This window comes from Marinomonas sp. TI.3.20 (assembly GCF_038155025.1).
In the GTDB taxonomy this organism is placed as follows: domain Bacteria; phylum Pseudomonadota; class Gammaproteobacteria; order Pseudomonadales; family Marinomonadaceae; genus Marinomonas; species Marinomonas flavescens.
Genome location: NZ_JBAKAS010000017.1, coordinates 33,607 through 51,655 on the forward strand (window position 1 = coordinate 33,607; position 18,049 = coordinate 51,655).

At 42.4% G+C, this 18,049-nt stretch carries 11 protein-coding genes; 6 read left to right on the forward strand and 5 right to left on the reverse strand.

All coding sequences use genetic code 11. From position 1 onward, the window contains the following. The first annotated feature begins 1 nt into the window (after position 1). Genes V6259_RS15635 through V6259_RS15645 form a run of 3 tightly spaced genes read left to right on the forward strand, consistent with a single transcriptional unit; the run spans position 2 to position 2,913 of the window. Entirely contained in the window at positions 2-970 is a 969-nt protein-coding gene (locus V6259_RS15635) for a MucB/RseB C-terminal domain-containing protein (protein ID WP_341585355.1), read from the forward strand. Further along, entirely contained in the window at positions 967-1,434 is a 468-nt protein-coding gene (locus tag V6259_RS15640) for a SoxR reducing system RseC family protein (protein ID WP_133011835.1), read from the forward strand. The genes V6259_RS15635 and V6259_RS15640 overlap by 4 nt, the downstream gene beginning before the upstream one ends. Before the next feature lie 60 nt (positions 1,435-1,494). Next, complete coding sequence (locus V6259_RS15645) at positions 1,495-2,913, forward strand: DegQ family serine endoprotease (protein WP_341585356.1); 1,419 nt, start codon at positions 1,495-1,497, stop codon at positions 2,911-2,913. Positions 2,914-3,046: 133 nt separating this feature from the next. Here V6259_RS15645 and argA read toward each other — a convergent pair whose 3' ends face one another. Next, complete coding sequence (gene argA, locus V6259_RS15650) at positions 3,047-4,369, reverse strand: amino-acid N-acetyltransferase (protein ID WP_341585357.1); 1,323 nt, start codon at positions 4,367-4,369, stop codon at positions 3,047-3,049. Then, positions 4,350-5,543, reverse strand: coding sequence for an acetylornithine deacetylase (gene argE / locus V6259_RS15655; RefSeq protein WP_341585358.1), 1,194 nt, complete (start codon positions 5,541-5,543; stop codon positions 4,350-4,352). The genes argA and argE overlap by 20 nt, the downstream gene beginning before the upstream one ends. Positions 5,544-5,672: 129 nt before the next feature. Here argE and V6259_RS15660 point away from each other — a divergent pair, with 129 nt between their 5' ends. The 3 genes from V6259_RS15660 to V6259_RS15670 all read left to right on the forward strand — a co-directional run bounded on the left by V6259_RS15660 (position 5,673) and on the right by V6259_RS15670 (position 10,038). After that, positions 5,673-6,629, forward strand: a complete 957-nt coding sequence (locus tag V6259_RS15660; protein WP_341585359.1) for a CYTH domain-containing protein — start codon at positions 5,673-5,675, stop codon at positions 6,627-6,629. A gap of 94 nt (positions 6,630-6,723) precedes the next feature. Beyond that, positions 6,724-9,654: a bifunctional [glutamate--ammonia ligase]-adenylyl-L-tyrosine phosphorylase/[glutamate--ammonia-ligase] adenylyltransferase gene (gene glnE / locus V6259_RS15665; RefSeq protein ID WP_341585361.1), complete on the forward strand. Its 2,931-nt coding sequence runs from the start codon at positions 6,724-6,726 to the stop codon at positions 9,652-9,654. A gap of 174 nt (positions 9,655-9,828) precedes the next feature. Beyond that, positions 9,829-10,038: a hypothetical protein gene (locus V6259_RS15670; protein WP_341585362.1), complete on the forward strand. Its 210-nt coding sequence runs from the start codon at positions 9,829-9,831 to the stop codon at positions 10,036-10,038. A gap of 133 nt (positions 10,039-10,171) precedes the next feature. Here the strand turns inward: V6259_RS15670 and sbmA are convergent, their stop codons facing one another. From sbmA to V6259_RS15685, 3 genes are all read right to left on the reverse strand, one after another. Then, positions 10,172-11,446 carry a peptide antibiotic transporter SbmA gene (gene sbmA, locus V6259_RS15675; RefSeq protein WP_341585363.1) on the reverse strand — a complete coding sequence of 425 codons (1,275 nt, stop codon included), beginning with the start codon at positions 11,444-11,446 and terminating at the stop codon, positions 10,172-10,174. Positions 11,447-11,804: 358 nt separating this feature from the next. Beyond that, positions 11,805-13,031, reverse strand: coding sequence for an aspartate aminotransferase family protein (locus V6259_RS15680; RefSeq protein WP_341585364.1), 1,227 nt, complete (start codon positions 13,029-13,031; stop codon positions 11,805-11,807). A gap of 50 nt (positions 13,032-13,081) precedes the next feature. After that, positions 13,082-17,905: an NAD-glutamate dehydrogenase gene (locus V6259_RS15685; protein WP_341585365.1), complete on the reverse strand. Its 4,824-nt coding sequence runs from the start codon at positions 17,903-17,905 to the stop codon at positions 13,082-13,084. Positions 17,906-18,049 lie beyond the last annotated feature (144 nt).

An 18,049-nucleotide genomic window follows, 5' to 3' on the forward strand; every position in this document is an offset into this window, starting at 1 on the left:
CATGAAGTTGTCCGTGTTGTTACGAGTTTACTTACTGATGTTGGGGATGCTGCTGTCACCTTTTGGTCATTCGGCAGAAATCAAGCCTGATGCAGTTCAGTTGCTAAGAGAAATGTCTCAATCTTTTTCTCAACTGGATTATGACGGTGTTTTTATACATTCTGAAGATACTCGAATAAATAGCATGCGAGTGAAGCATGAACTTAGAGATGGCAAGGAATACGAAAGCCTTGTTGATCTAGATGGCAATAAAATACAAGTTATTCGAGTCGATAATATGGTTATCTGTGTTTACCCTAATGAAGCCATCGCTGATAAGCATATTGTATCCAGTACACCATTTAAGCGCTTTATAGGGCTGGATAGTGAGCGCTTAAAATTAGGTTATAACTTTGTCGTGAGACCAGAGATGGGACGCATCGCTGGCCGTGAAGCGTTTAATATTCGTCTAATTCCTAAAGATCAGTACCGTTATTCTCATGAAATTTGGCTTGATAAACAAAATAGCTTTTTATTAAAACACGACGTGATTGATCAAAGTGGTACCTTGCTCGACAGAATACAATTTACCTCGGTAAACTTTGCACCAGACTTGAAAGAGGGAGATTTTATCCCCAAGAAAGAGTCGTACTTGAAGAAAATGGTCGAGCCTAAACCGAGGCGCATTAAGAGTCATTGGAAATTTGATTGGTTGCCTGATGGCTTCTCTTTGGTTTGGCCAGAGGCAAGAGCATTGAATCATGGTACGAGCATGTTGCTATTATCCGATGGCATGGCGACTATCTCTATTTTCGTCGAGCCAGTTAAGAAGGAAAAAGCGACGTCTTATTTATCTATGAATGCGACAGTTGCGGGTGAAAAAACGATTAAAGTTGGTAAGCAACTGTACTTGGTTACTATGGTTGGAGAAGTTCCTGAAGTGACCATAGAAAAACTTATGTCCGTATTTATGCCAAAGGCAGAATTATGATTGAAGAATCCGGTACCGTACTTTCGACTGAGAAAGGTTTTGCCGACGTAGAAACCATACGAACCAGTAGTTGCACCTCTTGTCGTGCAAGACACGGTTGCGGACATCATGCTATTGCTCAAGTGTCTGCTAGTAATCGTATGCGAATGAAAGCAATTGATACCTTCGATGTTGAAGTCGGCCAAAAAGTAATTATTGGTATCCCTGAAGATACCTTGCTGCAAGCTTCTTTGTGGGTGTATCTCGTTCCTTTGTTAGGCTTGGTAGGCGGTGCAACACTTCCTTCTCTTTGGCACGCTAGTAACGGCGAATCTGTTGTTTTATCGTTAGTTGGTCTTCTTTCAGGACTCTGGTTAGCAAAGAAAAAATCACAGAAAGAAGAGAATAACCCCGATTTTTATCCCAAAATTTTACGAATTTCACCCACTCAGGGAAACCAAATTCCTTTAGTCTTTACTCCCTGAACCTTAAAAACCTTCATTTAGTACAATACAAAGCTTGATACGTCTTAAGGAGACTAGTCAATGAACAGATTGCTTAAGCAAATAAACATAGGGGCCGTCAGTGTTTTTATGATGTTTTCTATGTTCGCCAACGCTGCTGAACTTCCTGATTTTACTAAGTTGGTGGAAAAGGCATCGCCTGCTGTCGTCAATATCAGTACTGAGCAAATGGTAAAAACCAAAGCGGTAGCAGAAGACGGCAATCCGCAGATTGGACAAAATAGCAAAGAATTAAATGAGTTTTTCCGTCACTTTTTTGGCCAACAGCCTTTTAATGGCGGGGATTCACAAGCACCAGAAGAAAGTGAAAGAAGCTCTTTAGGGTCGGGTTTCATTATATCTTCAGATGGTTACATTTTAACCAACAACCATGTTGTTAAGGGTGCTGATGTTATTCACGTTAGTTTAAATGACCGTCGTGAGTACACGGCTAAAGTCGTTGGTACTGACAGCCGTACCGATTTGGCTTTACTTAAAATTGATGCGAAAGACCTTCCTACCGTGAAAATGGGGGATTCAGATAAGCTGAAAGCGGGTCAGTGGGTGCTAGCAATAGGCTCGCCATTTGGTTTTGACCATACGGTAACCGCAGGTATTGTCAGTGCAACAGGACGTAACTTACCTTCTGATAATTATGTGCCATTTATTCAAACAGATGTAGCGATTAATCCTGGTAACTCAGGTGGTCCTTTATTTGATTTGAATGGTGAAGTTGTTGGTATTAACTCACAAATTTACACTCGCTCTGGTGGCTTTATGGGGGTTTCTTTTGCGATCCCAACAAACGTTGCCATGTCTGTTGTTAAGCAATTAAAAGCGAGCGGTAAAGTGTCTCGTGCTTGGTTAGGTGTGTTGATTCAAGATGTGAATAATGACTTAGCTGAATCATTTGGTCTAAAACGTCCGCATGGTGCTTTAATTAGCCGTGTTATGCCGAAATCTCCAGCAGAGAAAGCAGGGTTGAAATCAGGCGATATTATCTTGGCATTTAATGGTAAAGATATTAATCACTCAGGTGAGCTTCCTTACATTGTTGGTCAAATGAAAGCCGGTGATAAAGTTGATGTAGAAGTCTTCCGAGATGGAAAAGACAAAACGATTCCTTTGACGCTAGAAACTCGTCCTAACAATCAAAAGTCTTTGGCCCAGAAGAAAGAAGATCAAAGCCGTTTAGGTATGATCGTCGGTAATTTACCTGCTGATTTAGCAAAACAACTGGATATCAAAGGTGGTGTTGTTGTTGAGCGTGTAATTGGTGGTGTCGCTTCTCGAAATGGTCTTGCAAAAGGTGATGTGATTACCATGCTAAATGGTCAGCATATTAAGGGCGCGGCAAACTTCTCAGAAATTGCGAAGAAAGTGCCTAATGATCGTTCTGTACCAATGCGTGTTATTCGCGATGGCTACCCAATGTTTATTCCATTCAAGATCACTAAATAATTTGTAGTGTCTTGCCTAAATGCTAAAAAGCCTCTGTTTGTTAATACGAACAGAGGCTTTTTTATAGATTAAAAAAAACGGCCTTGTTAAGGCCGCTTATGGTTATATTTTACTTCTTTGCTACCGCTTCTAATTAGAGCTGCTTAGAGAAGATTTTTGAATTACGTTGGTAGTTATAAAGTGCTTGTTTCTTCGCGGGCAAACTAGAAAGAGATGTTTCACTAAATCCGCGTTCTATAAACCAATGCGCTGTTCGAGTCGTTAATAAAAAGACGGTTTCTAAATGAAGATTTTTAGCAGCCTGTTCGATGCCTTTTAACAAACGATCACCTCTATTAGAGCCACGGTAGTCTGGTGAAACCGCTAAGCAAGCTAGCTCTCCTGAATGCTCTTGTTCGAAAGGATAAATCGCGGCACAGGCAACGATAGCACCGTCTCGCTCAATAACAATAAAGCGATCAACTTCATTTTCCAGCAGCTCTCGTGAGCGACGTACTAAAACACCTTTTTCTTCCAATGGTGCTAATAGCGCCATCATACCGCCGACATCATCAATATGGGCAGGACGAAGCTGCTCGTAGCTGTCTTCGTCAATCATGGTGCCAGCACCCTCGCGACTGAATAGCTCTTGTATTAGCCCACCATTTTCATTAAAAGAAATGATATGAGCACGGGGCACATGCTGACGAACGGCTGAAACACAAGCTTCCAATGCGGCATGAGTGATTTTATTCAGTGTTTTACCGTTTAAAATAATGTCAGCATCGTGCGTTAGTAATTCTGAATAAAGTTCGCCACATTGATCGAAAATACCTTCTTCTTCAGTGAAAATTATCAGTTTATCGGCTTTTAGTTGTACTGCCGCTTGAATGGCAACTTCTTCTCCTTTCAAGTTAAAGACTTCACCAGTGGGCGAAAACCCTAAGTGTGGTAACAGCACCATGTTGTCATCTTCGAGCAGTCTAAAAATCGCATCAGAATCGATACGGCGAACTTCTCCAGAGTGCCCATAATCAATGCCGTTGACCACACCGAGTGGACGAGCAATAACATAATTACCACTGCACACTTTTAGTCGAGCGCCTGCCATAGGGGTATTAGAAAGGCCCATGGATAGCTGAGCTTCAAGTTGGACTCTTACCGCCGCAGATGCTTGTATTATGTCCATCAATTGATCTTGAGGCGTTATGCGATAACCTGCTTCGAAAGTACTAGGGTGTTCTCTACTTGCTAGCATTTTATCAATTTGTGGGCGAGCGCCTTGAACTAATACAAGCTGAATGCCCAGTGAATCTAGCAGTGTTAGGTCGTGTATGATGCCTGAAAAATAAGCGCTTTCTAGCGCTTCGCCAGGAATCAAAATGACAAAAGTTTTTCCCCTATGGGCATTAATATAAGGAGATGAGTGGCGAAACCAGTCCACATATTTTAGTTGGTCAGACACGCTGTTCCTCATTTTCTGGATGATTAGATTGATTGTTTTGCAAACAATAGCGTTCGATTAAGCCACGCAGTACTTGTTGCATTGGTTTGATCTGGTTTAATGCCATAAACTCGTTTGGTTGATGGGCTTGATCAATTGAACCTGGGCCTAATATTAATGTTTCAATACCTAACTGATTGAAAAACGGACCTTCTGTGGCAAAACCCACGCTTGTCGCGGTATTTTTAGTTAACTTTTCACAGGTTTTAATTATGTCTGATTCTATAGGGGTGAAGAAAGAGGGAATGTTGGTAAATAAACTATCCATTTCTATTTTCGTGCCTGTTTTGCTTTCAATACTTGGCAGTAATCTAGATATTTCATCAACCAAAGATTGATTGCTCATACCGGGTAATGCGCGTAAGTCAAAATCTATCTCACAACGTCCACAAATACGGTTTGCACTGTCGCCACCATGGATACAACCAAAATTCATGGTTGGATAATCTATGACGAAAGAAGCATCGCGGTATTTTTTCTTCAAATTATCGCGAAAAGCCATTAGCTCAGTCATAACAGAATGCATGGCGTCCATGGCACTGTTGCCAAGATCTGGGTTAGATGAATGACCAGATTGTCCAGTAACGCGAATGCGCTCCATTAAAATCCCCTTGTGAGCATGCACAGGGGTGAGGGAGGTAGGCTCTCCGATTAAAGCATAACGGGCTTTTATTTTATTCTGAGATACTAAGGCGCGAGCGCCAGCCATCGAGGTTTCTTCATCTGCAGTAGCAAGGACAATCAGAGGCTGTTTAAGATTCTTCAAATCCATTTGCCGAACAGTATCGATAACAATAGCAAAGAAGCCTTTCATATCGCATGAGCCAAGGCCGTAAAGTCTGTTGTCTCGTTCTTCCAGTAAGAAGGGATCAGATTGCCAACGACCTTGATCATAAGGCACTGTGTCGGTATGACCTGAAAGCACCAAACCACCATCGCCTTTGCCCAGTGTCGCAATCAGGTTTACCTTGTTTGGGTATCCTGGAATTGGCATGACTTCACATTGAAACCCTTGTGAAGAAAGCCACCCTTCTAATAATTCAATGACGTCTTTATTTGACTGATCCCAGTTTGATTGACTAGAACTTATAGATGGCGATGCAATAAGCTGTGACATCATATTAATAAGCGATGGTAGTGCGGCCATGACGGCTCCTCCCGCAGAGTAGTTATCTAATATTACTATTGTCGGCTAGGCATCTGATACAATTAAAACGAAGATTATGCGGTCTCTGATGTTAGTCAAACATCAGAAGTAAAAGAGGTTTTTATATTTATGGCTACCGAGCTAGAGCTTAAGTTAATGGTTCAGTCCGAGTATCTCAAGTCCACAAGTGAGTTTCTGGATGAAATTTGTGCGCTTTCGCAATCAAAGACAACATCGCGCCAAGCAACCTTGTCCTTGATGAACGGTTATTTTGATACTGAAAATGCCACTTTAATGCAAGCCGGGATAGCTTTGCGTATACGTGCTGTGAATCAACAATTTATCCAAACAGTAAAAACCCGCGGTAGCAATAGAGTGGGAATGCACGCGCGTGGTGAATGGGAATGGACGATTCCGAGTGATCAGCTAGACCTGTCTCTCCTTGATGAAGTGCCATTGCCAGAGACACTCAAAGATATGGCGTGGAGTCGAGATCTTGTTGAAGTCTTTCGTACCGACTTTGAGCGTCAAGTTTGGCTGATACAAGAGCAAGATACCTTAATGGAAGTTGTGTGTGATTTGGGCAAGGTCACATCACCTTATGGTGAGGACGCCATTAAAGAGCTAGAGCTTGAGCTTAAAGCAGGCGATGAAACTGGTTTGTATCGTTTTGCATTAACTTTAGCAAAACAACTGCCGTTGCAAGTTAGTACCGTCTCGAAAGCACAAAGAGGTGTGCGTCTGAAACAAGGCACTATTGAGTTTCCTAATAAGCCTCATAGCTCTGCAACGACATTGGAGTTAGCCACGTATTGGTATGAAGTCTGGCTTGTATATTGGGAAGCAATGTTCTTTATGAAAGACGATGTGTTAATACAACCCATTCGCCATTCAATGACGCAACTGAGCCGTTGCTTACCAAAGGAATTTGCTAAACGCTTAGAGCTTTTAGACGAGGCTTATCAAGCAGTGCTGCATACTGATGGTGATTTGATTTCTGGATTTGCTAGCTTGAAAGAAACAGGTATTGTGATGTTAGAAGTTGGTCAGTGGTTAAATAATGCCTCGCATGATACGACTCACTGATACCTATATTGTGCTTGCATGAAAAGTTAAAGTGCTTATAAAAGCCGAGCAGTAATATACCGTTAATAACAAAATTGCTAATAAGGATCTCGTTTTGATTTCTCCTGTTTCAAATCCAGCTTACGCATCTTTTTGTGAACAACAAGAAAATCGCAGTTTATTAGCCGAAGCGATTCAAGACGCCCGACAACGGCATGGATTGTCTAAATTAACGGATCAACAAGTGGCTATTGTAGAGCCGCTTTGGTTATTAAGTGACTATCTTCATCAGCAGTGTGAACGATTTCCTCATTGGTTAGATGACTTGCTAGGCTTAGAGGCGCTTCCTGACTTGCCTTCGATTGATGACTTAATCACTGGAGACTTTTTTGTTTCAGCGTCGTCAGGCGCTAGTTTAGCACTTGTCGATCTTGATGAAGCCGCTTTAATGAAGCGGCTCAGGTCGTATCGACAGTGGTGGATGGTGCGACTGATAGCGTTAGATATTCAGCAAAAAATCACACTAACAGACCTGACGTTAAGATTGAGTGTTTTGGCTGATGTGTGTGTAAATGCGAGTTTGAATTGGACAGAGAGTCATTACCAAGCACTGTACGGGCAAGCGCTGGATGAGAGTGGTGAGCGCCAGTCTCTGATCGTTATTGGGATGGGGAAATTGGGTGGTAATGAGCTTAATTTGTCATCGGACATTGACCTGATCTTTGCTTTTCGTGAGCACGGTGAGACACAAGGTGGCAAAAAAAGCCTGACTCACCAAGAATATTTTACAAAGCTTGGGCAAAAGCTTATCCAACATCTAGATCAACTGACTGCGGACGGTTTTGTCTTTCGCGTCGATATGCGACTACGTCCATTTGGGCAGTCCGGTACGTTAGTCTTAAATATGGATTCATTGGAAAACTACTACCAAGATCAAGGTCGAGATTGGGAACGTTATGCAATGATCAAAGCTCGTGTAATGTCTGGAAATGAAAAAGACATTGCTGCATTTGAAATGCTAAGAAAACCGTTTGTATACCGAAAATATTTAGACTTCGGTGCCATTGGTGCTTTGCGAGATCTGAAAAAGATGATCGCTAAAGAAGTGCGTCGTAAAGATATAGAGCACAATATTAAGTTGGGTGAAGGCGGGATTCGTGAGGTTGAGTTTATCGCCCAAGCCTTGCAAATTCTTCATGGCGGACGGGACAGCAGACTGCAATGTCCTGCGTTATTAAAGGTTTTACCTTATCTTAATGAACAAGAGTATTTGACCACCACTGAGGTAGAACAACTCACCGATGCATATCAACTGTTAAGACGCACAGAGCATGCTTTGCAAGCGGTAAAAGATGAACAAACCCAGTTGCTGCCAGACGATGAGTATGAACGCTTGCGCATTGCTCTGATGGTCGGATTTTCTTCATGGCAGGCTCTAGATGAGGCTCTTTGGAAAGTACGCCATAACGTACACAGTGTGTTTCAAGAGCTCATCGATGACGGTGAAGAAACCAGTGAAGAAATTAAAACCCAAGACACATGGCGATTATTGCTAAAACACGCCGACAATAACGATAAAGAAGCCATTAGCGACGCATTGGATGGCATCGTTTGGCAAGATAAAGACGCCATTGTTCAGCGTATTGCTATTTTTCTATCGTCTAAAAGCATCGCCTTTATGCAACCTATCGGGCAAGAGCGCCTTGCGATCTTCTTAGCCATGTTTGCCACTCAATTAACCCATGAAAGTAAGCCTGATTTAGTAACAAATAGAGTGTTGCCGATTTTAGAAGCCGTATTGCGTCGCACCGCTTATCTTGTACTGCTCTGTGAGAACCCAACCGCGATCACGCATCTTATCCGCTTGTGTCGAGAGAGCGCTTGGTTCAGTGACGCTATTTCAGCAACGCCGTCACTGTTGGATGAGCTACTTGATGCCTCTACCTTATTTTCGCCCCCTACTAAAAGCATGTTAGAGGATGAGTTACAGCAGATATTATTACGCCTACCAGAAGAAGATGAAGAAGCGCAAATGGATGCGATGCGACGTTTTAAATTGTCGATTATTTTGCGCATTGCAGCCTGTGATATAACAAACATATTGCCAATAATGAAAGTGAGTGATCACTTAACATGGCTGGCCGAAGTGTTGTTAGAGCAGGTGCTTCATCAAGCTTGGCGCTACTTAACTCACAAACATGGCTTTCCTGTCAGCGATGGCGTCGAGGCTGAACATCCACAATTCGCGATTATTGGTTACGGAAAATCTGGTGGTTGGGAGTTAGGTTATGACTCAGATTTAGACCTTGTTTTTATTCATGGCGCAAAAGCCAGCGGGTATACAAATGGTGCGCGAAGTATTGATAACTTAACCTTTTATACTCGTTTAGGTCAGCGTTTGATTCATATTATTACCAGCTTTACAGCGGCAGGTCGCTTATATGAAGTAGATATGCGTTTACGCCCTTCGGGTAATTCTGGGCTGTTAGTCACCAGTTTAGAGGCTTTTCAAGATTATCAACAGAACAAAGCCTGGACATGGGAGCACCAAGCATTGACCCGTGCACGAGCGTTGGCTGGAGAGCCTTTGTTAAGAGGTAAGTTTGAAGACAGCCGTAGAGCCTTGATTAGCTCGCAACGCAATCGAGAAGACTTAAAAGCCGAAGTCGTGAAAATGCGTGAAAAAATGCGTGTTCATCTTGATACTGGTGGCAAGGAAAAGGGTTTTGATCTTAAGCAAGGTGCTGGTGGTATTATAGACATTGAGTTTATTGTCCAATACTTTGTTCTGGCTTGGTCTTGTCGTTACCCAGAACTTATGGAGTATTCAGACAATGTACGTCAGATAGAAGCGGCGTCTAAAGTGGGTTTGATTTGTTCTGAAACCGCAGAAAAAATGATCGATACCTACACGCTTTATCGCTCCCATACCCATAGATTAACCTTGCAGAAGCAAGGTCGAGTTATTCAGGGGGATGCATTGATAGCGAATCAAGAGTGGGTTAGTCGTTACTGGGATGAATTCGTAAATTCACCGGATCTTTAATGAGCAGGTCTTATTGCGAAGTAAATCTACTGATACAAAGATGGTAGTCTAGAATAAAAGTTGGTCGTAAAGTGATCAATTTTTCGTTATAGTGACTTAATAGGTTTATTTTTGATCAGTGATAGCTGTGCTTTATCTATTGCAGCTACATGAATAGATTGGGAGTGATTGATTATGTCAAGTATTAGCGATTCAAGCTCGGCAGTGTCTTATGCAAAAGAAGCGTATGGCGCTAGTTTGGCTAAAGTGGCTCACGTCGATAAAGGTCAGCAAGCTTTAGATTTGCTAGAAAGCGCTAAAGTGGTGAATCCTACTCCGGCTGCGAGCAGTGGTAGTCATATGACAACAGATAATCTTGGCCAAAGTGTGAATATTCACGTTTAATGCCGTATATCTCTTTTATAGGTTCATAACCAGTTCAGTGAGCTGATTTTTGACCAAACTGTCGATGTAAAAAAGCCCGTATGTTTAATTTCATACGGGCTTTTTTAATGTCTATGAGAGGGATTAAGTGGTGTTATTTACCAATAAACTCTTTATCAATCTCAGGTAGAGGCTGGTCGTTAATCGCTGCTTCAAAAGCTTTTAGGCGCTTATGAATAGACAGTAATTCCACAATGGTTGTCCAAGAGTTTACTAAGAACTGGAAAGAGCTTTCAACTTGACCAAAAGCATTGGAAATTCGCTGCATTATACCTAGAGTAAAGGCACCTGCGACGATAGAAGGACCTAAAGCGATCAGTGGAATTAACACCCCAGCTTGTAGATAGCCATAACGAACAACGTTGAAATATAGGTAGTTAAAATAGAGACGGAAATAGTTTTTTCGTACATTGGCGAACAGCTCTGATAACTTAGCCGGTTCTGCACGGTCTTCGAAATCTTCCCCATAAACCAATTCTTTTCGATAAGCGGCTTCAACTCGTTGGTTTTTGAATTCCAGACCAGGTAAGCGAATACCTGCAACCGCTAATAAAGTGGTACCAATAATAGCCCAAAGAATAGCGACAAATACCAAAGCCTGAGGTACTTCTCCTATTAGAGGTAGGGAAGTCACGTAAGAAGAAAGTCCCCATAATACAGGCAAGAAAGCCAGTAAAGTCATGATGGAGTCTAAAAAGCGAACGCCAAGACTTTCTACAATACTGGCAAAGCGCATAGTATCTTCTTGGATACGTTGTGACGCCCCTTCTATTTGGCGTACCTGCTGCCATTTTGACGTGTAGTAGTTATTCATCGCGGTGCGCCAGCGGAAAACATAATGGCTGACAAAAAAGTTGTTTAGAACAGAGACCGTAATGGCAACAAGCGCGATAGTTGCGAAGGTCGATAGCTCTGAATAAAATTCGGTTAACGTGATGCTGTTAGGTGCGCTTAAGGCTTTCTGGATAAGGTCGTAAAAACTACCATACCATTCGTTAATCATGACGCTAATTTGCACTTGGAACCACGTTATAAAGACGATTAAACCGGACCCTATAACAGACCATTTAGCCCATTTTTGGCCGCCGTAAGCAACCCACGCCCCGATAAAAAGGGCATAACAAACAATCATGTATTGGTATAACCAGACGTCGAGTGCGACCTCTTGATTATGAGAAAAAGCCGCTTTTTCAGCGGCACTAGCACCTTGTGCTAAGGCTTCAGGAAAGTGCACATTAAACAATGAACCTAAACTTAGCGTATCGCCTAAATTTTGTACCGTAAGATACCAGCCGATAACACAGACAAGTGCCCATAAGGCAAAGCTCAAAAAGAATAACTTGGGTTTCGGAAAAAAGGATAAAAACACGGATAGTTCTCTCTTTGGCTAATTTAAAATCGAAGGGTAGGCTAAGCGATTGATCTAACAAATACTTGCCTAATAATGCTTATTTGAAGCTTAAACTAGTACCGAGTGAAGAACAATAAAACTCCCATTAAGGAAGCTGTAAACAAAGAATAAAAATGCGTGAGTTATTGGGATTGGTAAATAAGCAGCTCGAAATCGAGCATAACGTTAGCGGCGACTTAACGGTTCTATATTTCATGATTTAAAGGTAAAAAAAACGGGCCTTAGATAAAATCTAAGTCCCGATTTTTAATGTTGATTAAGTCTAATAACGCTCTCTAAGTGTTGTTACCTGAGAGTAAGAAGCGTTAGATTAATCTTATTTAGTCAGATTATGCTCTGCAGCAACTTGTGCAACAGCACGCTCTAAACGAACGAAACCTTCTGCAATATCGGCTTCAGGGATGATAAGAGATGGCGCAAAACGAACCACATCGGCACCCGCTACCAAGATAAATAAGCCTTCTTTCGTCGCAGCGTTAAGAATCGCTTTCGCTTGGCCTTTCAAACTATCAACCACTTCAGCGCCGATCAACAATCCCATACCACGAATATCTTTAAAGACATGATATTTTTCATTAATAGCCGTTAAGCCAGCAACAAAAAGATCGTGGCGTTTGTTTACTCCACTTAGTACGTCAGGCGTATCGATAATATCAACAACGGCTTCTGCAATAGCACACGCCATTGGATTACCGCCGTAAGTACTACCATGAGTACCAATCGCTAAGCTTTTAGCCACGTCCGCAGTTGCCAGCATGGCACCAACAGGGAAACCATTGCCCAGAGCTTTTGCTGTTGTAAGTACATCAGGTTTAACGTCTAGTTGCTCATAAGCATAGAAGGTACCTGTACGGCCAACGCCTGATTGCACTTCATCGAACACAAGCAGTGCATTATATTGATCACATAATTCACGAACTTGTTTAGCAAATTCTTTATCTGCTGGAATAATACCGCCTTCGCCTTGGATGGGTTCCATGACAACCGCGCAGGTCTTATCAGATATTAAGGCTTTTAGCTGATCAATGTTGTTGTAGTCACAGTGGCTAATGCCTGCAGGTGTTGGCTCGAAACCTTCTTTATATTTAGGTTGTCCGCCAACAGAAACTGTAAACAAGGTGCGTCCGTGGAATGATTTATTAAACGCGATAATTTCGTTTTTTTCTGGACCGTAATGATCAAACGCGTAACGGCGAGCAAGTTTAAACGCAGCTTCATTCGCTTCGCCACCGCTGTTACAGAAAAATACGCGATCAGCAAATGTTTTTTCAGTCAGCTTTTTAGCTAAGCGTAACGCTGGCTCATTTGTCATAACATTTGATAAATGCCAAAGTTGGTCAGCTTGCTCGCGCATGACGTTGACTAGCGTTGGGTGTGAATGACCTAATGCCGTTACCGCGATGCCGCCAGCAAAATCAATATACTCTTTACCTTCCTTGTCCCATACGTGAGAACCTTCACCACGTACTGGAATAATCGCAGAAGGTGCGTAGTTAGGAACCATTACTTCGTCAAATGTTGCTCTCGTTACTTGTTCAGTCACTTGTATACACCTCTTAAAATGGGCGGCTGTAGTGCCAGCCGCCATTTGCTTTATATCAGATTTCTCAACTCGCGAATAGCGACAGTTACCATAGCAAGCGTGAGTTCACCTCCAGATTTAATTTCTTTGAAAGTGGTTCTGTAATGCTTGATATTGTCACTATTTTGTTCGCTCCAGTAGGCCAATCTTTTGTCGAGTTCTTTGATGTCAGAACTCGACTGAATGACTTCCTGAGTGAGGGTTCTTAAGCTGTTATCTACTTCGTCTCCAAGGCCTGCTTTTGCACGGCGCTGCCACATATCATCCGCAGACAATTCTTGAACACTGTGGCGTAACCAATGCAGTTCTAGGTCCATCTCCAAAGCAAAGTACGTTTGTGCGACATCTAATACTTCTTTTTCAGTATTAGAGGCGACACGAATAATGTCTAATCCGTAGAAAAGGTAATGCAGAGCCGATAGCTTTTCAGCAACGTCAGCGGTAATACCTTGTGCAATGAGATCAGCATTAATTTCTGCTAAATGCGCTTGGCTAGGTTCTGTTAGAATCGCCTGCATATTGGCACGAATAATTTCAACACCCGGTTTGTAAGTGTCTTTCAAACGTTGAATAGACAGACTTTCACGAGTATTGCGTAGCAACCAAAGCGTAGCTCGTTCTAATAACGCCTGAATGCGGATTAACAAACCATTTAAGACAGTATTAGGTACTTGGAAATCCAAGCTATTAATTCCGTCCCATAGCGATGAAATATCAAAAATATCTTCCGCAGCCATATAAGCACGAACAAGATTCAGAGCCGATGCGCTGGTTTCTTCTTGCACATAAGTACTGAATGTTGGCCCCATTCGATTGCCAAGGTTATTCGTTACATGGCCGGCAATGATTTCTTGTGCCAATGGGTGCGACGCCATTTGATCGCCAAAGCGTTTGCTTAGTTCTTTCGGGAAGTACTGATGGATTTGGTTTATCAAATCTTCATCTTCGCCAATATTATTTTCAACCAACTGCTCTGATAACTTAATTTTGGAATAAGCCAATAATACAGAAATCTCAGGGCGGGTTAAGCCTTGATGTTTGTTCAAGCGCTTTTTGATTTGTGCATCGCTTGGTAAAAACTCAATGTCACGATTTAGTCGACTTTCTCGAACCAGCGATTGGATTAAGCGCCAGTGATCAGCCAAACGTTCGGGTGCTTGAGCATTGGCTAAGGACAATACATGGCTTTGTCCTAAGTTATGATGCAGAACAAGATGACCAACTTCGTCTGTCATTTGAGCAAGCAAAGTATTACGTTGCTTCTCTGTCATATCGCCATTTTCGACAACACGGTTAAGTAATATCTTGATGTTTACTTCATGGTCAGAACTGTCTACGCCTGCGGAGTTATCGATGGCGTCTGTGCTGATTAAGCCGCCACTTTGCGCAAACTCAATACGGCCAAGTTGTGTTAAGCCAAGATTACCGCCTTCACCAACTATTTTACAGCGCAGTTCTTTACCATTAACGCGCAGTGAGTTATTACCGCTGTCACCAACGTCCGCGTGTGTTTCGCTTTCTGCTTTGACGTAAGTACCGATACCACCGTTCCAAAGCAGATCTACTTCCGCTTTTAGAATGGCATTAATCAAGTCTGTTGGTGCCATAGACTTGGTATTGCCTTCGATGCCCAGTGCTTTACGAATATCTGCATTAATCGGAATAGATTTCGCAGAACGGTTAAATATGCCGCCGCCTTTTGATATCAACTCTTTGTTGTAATCTTCCCATGATGAGCGCGGTAATTTAAACATACGCTGGCGTTCTTCAAAGGAACTAGCAACATCCGGTGTAGGGTCAATGAAAATGTGCATATGGTTAAATGCAGCGATTAGACGGATATGTTTAGACAACAGCATGCCGTTGCCAAATACATCACCGGCCATATCGCCCACACCAACCGCCGTAAAGTCAGTGGTTTGGCAATCTATGCCAATTTCTTTGAACTGACGTTTAACCGATTCCCAAGCGCCGCGAGCGGTGATACCCATTTTCTTATGGTCATAACCGTTGGAACCACCAGAAGCAAAAGCGTCGCCTAACCAGAAACCATATTGTTCAGAAATGCTGTTAGCAAGATCTGAGAAGGTGGCGGTGCCTTTGTCAGCAGCAACAACTAAGTATGGGTCGTCTTCGTCGTAACGTTCAACCGACAGAGGTGCAACCACTTCGTTTTGTACTAGGTTGTCGGTGATGTCTAACAAGCCACTGATAAAGGTGGTGTAACAACGAACGACTTCCGCTTGAACTTCTTCGCGAGAGGCATTTTTCTTAAGCTGTTTGGCAACAAAGCCACCTTTTGCACCGGATGGCACAATGACGGCGTTTTTCACCATTTGCGCTTTTACAAGACCAAGGACCTCAGTACGGAAATCTTCCATACGATCTGACCAACGCAAGCCACCACGTGCGACTTTACCGCCACGCATGTGAACACCTTCAACCCAAGGAGCGTAAACGAAGATCTCAAATTTAGGGCGAGGCAGTGGCACCGCAGGAATCAAAGAAGGGTCTAATTTGAAAGACACGTAATCTTTAATTTCGCCATTGACATCAGGTTGGTAGAAGTTAGTACGAATCATCGCCTGAATGACAGACAAGTAATGTTTCAGAATGCGATCTTCGTCCAAGTTCGCCACTTGATCCAATTCTAGATCAATTTTCTCAAGCAGTTTCTGTACTTTTTCATCGCGTTTAGCCGTTAGGCTAGGATCGAAACGTTGTTCAAATAATTGCACTAATAAACGCGCAATGCTGGCGTTCTTTTCTAGCGTTTGTTGCATGTACTGTACTGAGAAGGGTACTTGTAACTGCATTAAGTATTTGGTCAATGCGCGCAGCATAGTGACTTGGCGCCACGTCAAAGAGGCATCCAATACTAGGGCGTTAAAGCGGTCATTCTCAATACGACGGCTAAAGACTTGGTTGAATGCATCTTGGAAAGCCAAACGTTGTGCACTTTTCTCAAGATTTACGTCGGCATCCACACTAATGGCAAATTCTACAATCCAAGTGTTTTTGATGTTTTCTTCGTGATTGTCTAATTCGTAAGGGCGCGCTTCAAGAACGCGTAATCCCATACATTCAAGGATCGGCAATACATCAGACAGTACTAAAGACGTACCAGAGCCGTAGACTTTAAAGAAGTAGTTGTTTTTGTTTTGGCCCACTTGGCGGTATAGGTGAGTACTAATGTCGCCTTCACCGGCTAAAGAGTTAAGACGCTCAATATCTAAAACAGCCGTGTTTGGAGAAAAGTCTTCACGGTAAGCCGCTGGTAAGTAATGGGCGTATTGAGAAAAGAGGGTGTTGCCCGTCTCTTCACCATTGCTGGTTTGTAATGCGGCTAGAAGCTTGTCTTCCCATGAACTCATCGCCTCTTGCATCTTACGTTGGATGTCTTCCACATCGATAGAAGGGCTGTTCTGTGGATCAGCGATTTGAATAGTGAAGTTGACCCGGGCCAATACCAGCTGAGAAAACTGAACATTAAACTCAGAGCTTGTCCCATTGCAGGCATTCATCAAGATGCCTTGCATATGAACACGCAATTCAGTGTTGTAACGGTCACGAGGTACATATACCAAGGCGTTTAAGAAGCGGCCGTAAATATCTTTGCGCAAGAATACGCGTAATTGACGGCGTTCTTGAATTGCCAAGATGCTTTCGATTGTATCGTACAGTTCCGCCACTGGAGCTTGCAGCATTTCATCGCGCGGGTAGCTATTTAGAATGTGCTTGAGGTTCTTGCCTTTATGGCTATTCGGATCCACATTTGCACGCTCAATAATATGATCGAGCTTTTTACGCAATAAAGGAATATCTTGTAAACGAGCAACATACGCGGCAGAAGAATACAAACCGAAGAAGCGCCATTCACCAATGACCTTGCCTTGTTTATCGAAACGTTTCACCCCTAAATAATCTAGGTGAACAGGGCGGTGAACGGTGGATATCGCGGTTGATTTCGTTAAGATAAGTACGTTTGTGCTGTCTATTGCCAATTCGGCTAGGCGATTATTAAGAATAATATCGCGTTTGACCTTTTTGTCATTCACATCGCGGAACGTGCCAAGACCAGACCCGTTAACTAATTTAAGATGCGTTTCTTCTTTTTCGACAACGAGGTCATAGGCGCGAAAACCAATAAAGGTAAAATGGTTGTTTGCTACCCAGCGTAAAAAATCAAGATTCTCTTGGTGTTCTGCATTGTTCTTTAAATGAACAATTTTTTCAGATTCACTGATGATTTCATTTAGATTTGTGCGCATCGTAGGCCAGTCAGTAACGGCTTTTTTGACATCGATTAAGCTTAAAAGTAGTTCGTCTTTTATTTCATCTAATAAATTGGTATCAGACAAGTGATCAATCTCAAAGCGCATTAGGGCTTCATGAGATTCGACAGGACCATCTACATTGATAGATTGCAGATCGCCTTTTTTATTACGAGTAGTAGAAATTACCGGATGAGCGGTTAAATGAATGGTATGACCCAAACGTACCAATGCCATATTGAAAGAGGAGACGAGGAAAGGCATATCATCGGTTAAAATTTCGATAACAGTGTGTGTTGAATGCCAGCTATGCTCTTCATAGTTTGGGTTATAAACACGAACCTTAGGCTCAGAGCCAGATCGCTGTTGTAAAAAATCCCATAGGCATACAATAGTGCCATATAAGTTTTCGATGGATTCGTTCACCATGTCTTCCGTTAATGAATCTTGGAAGTATGAATGGGTCAGATGAACGAGATTTTTAGCTTCGTTAGCACTAAAGTTATCTCGGATTTCAGCTTCAATTCGGTCGATTAATTCGCATTTTTTATTATCAGTCATTAGAACTCATCCTCATGAGTGGTGTTCTTTATAAAACGAGTTGTCATAGCAAGATCACAAAAGTACTGTATTAGGACTGCAAAGTGATTATTATGAAAACTAGTCTCCTTTGAAAGGGATCAATTTTTGTAATAGCGACATTTA

What these genes read in the sequence shown, in the direction of transcription:
- V6259_RS15660 (WP_341585359.1), top strand. Translation starts at nt 5,673, where the DNA reads ATGGCTACCGAGCTAGAGCTTAAGTTAATGGTTCAGTCCGAGTATCTC.
- argA (WP_341585357.1), bottom strand. Translation starts at nt 4,369, where the DNA reads ATGAGGAACAGCGTGTCTGACCAACTAAAATATGTGGACTGGTTTCGC.
- V6259_RS15635 (WP_341585355.1), top strand. Translation starts at nt 2, where the DNA reads ATGAAGTTGTCCGTGTTGTTACGAGTTTACTTACTGATGTTGGGGATG.
- V6259_RS15670 (WP_341585362.1), top strand. Translation starts at nt 9,829, where the DNA reads ATGTCAAGTATTAGCGATTCAAGCTCGGCAGTGTCTTATGCAAAAGAA.
- V6259_RS15685 (WP_341585365.1), bottom strand. Translation starts at nt 17,905, where the DNA reads ATGACTGATAATAAAAAATGCGAATTAATCGACCGAATTGAAGCTGAA.
- V6259_RS15645 (WP_341585356.1), top strand. Translation starts at nt 1,495, where the DNA reads ATGAACAGATTGCTTAAGCAAATAAACATAGGGGCCGTCAGTGTTTTT.
- argE (WP_341585358.1), bottom strand. Translation starts at nt 5,543, where the DNA reads ATGGCCGCACTACCATCGCTTATTAATATGATGTCACAGCTTATTGCA.
- V6259_RS15640 (WP_133011835.1), top strand. Translation starts at nt 967, where the DNA reads ATGATTGAAGAATCCGGTACCGTACTTTCGACTGAGAAAGGTTTTGCC.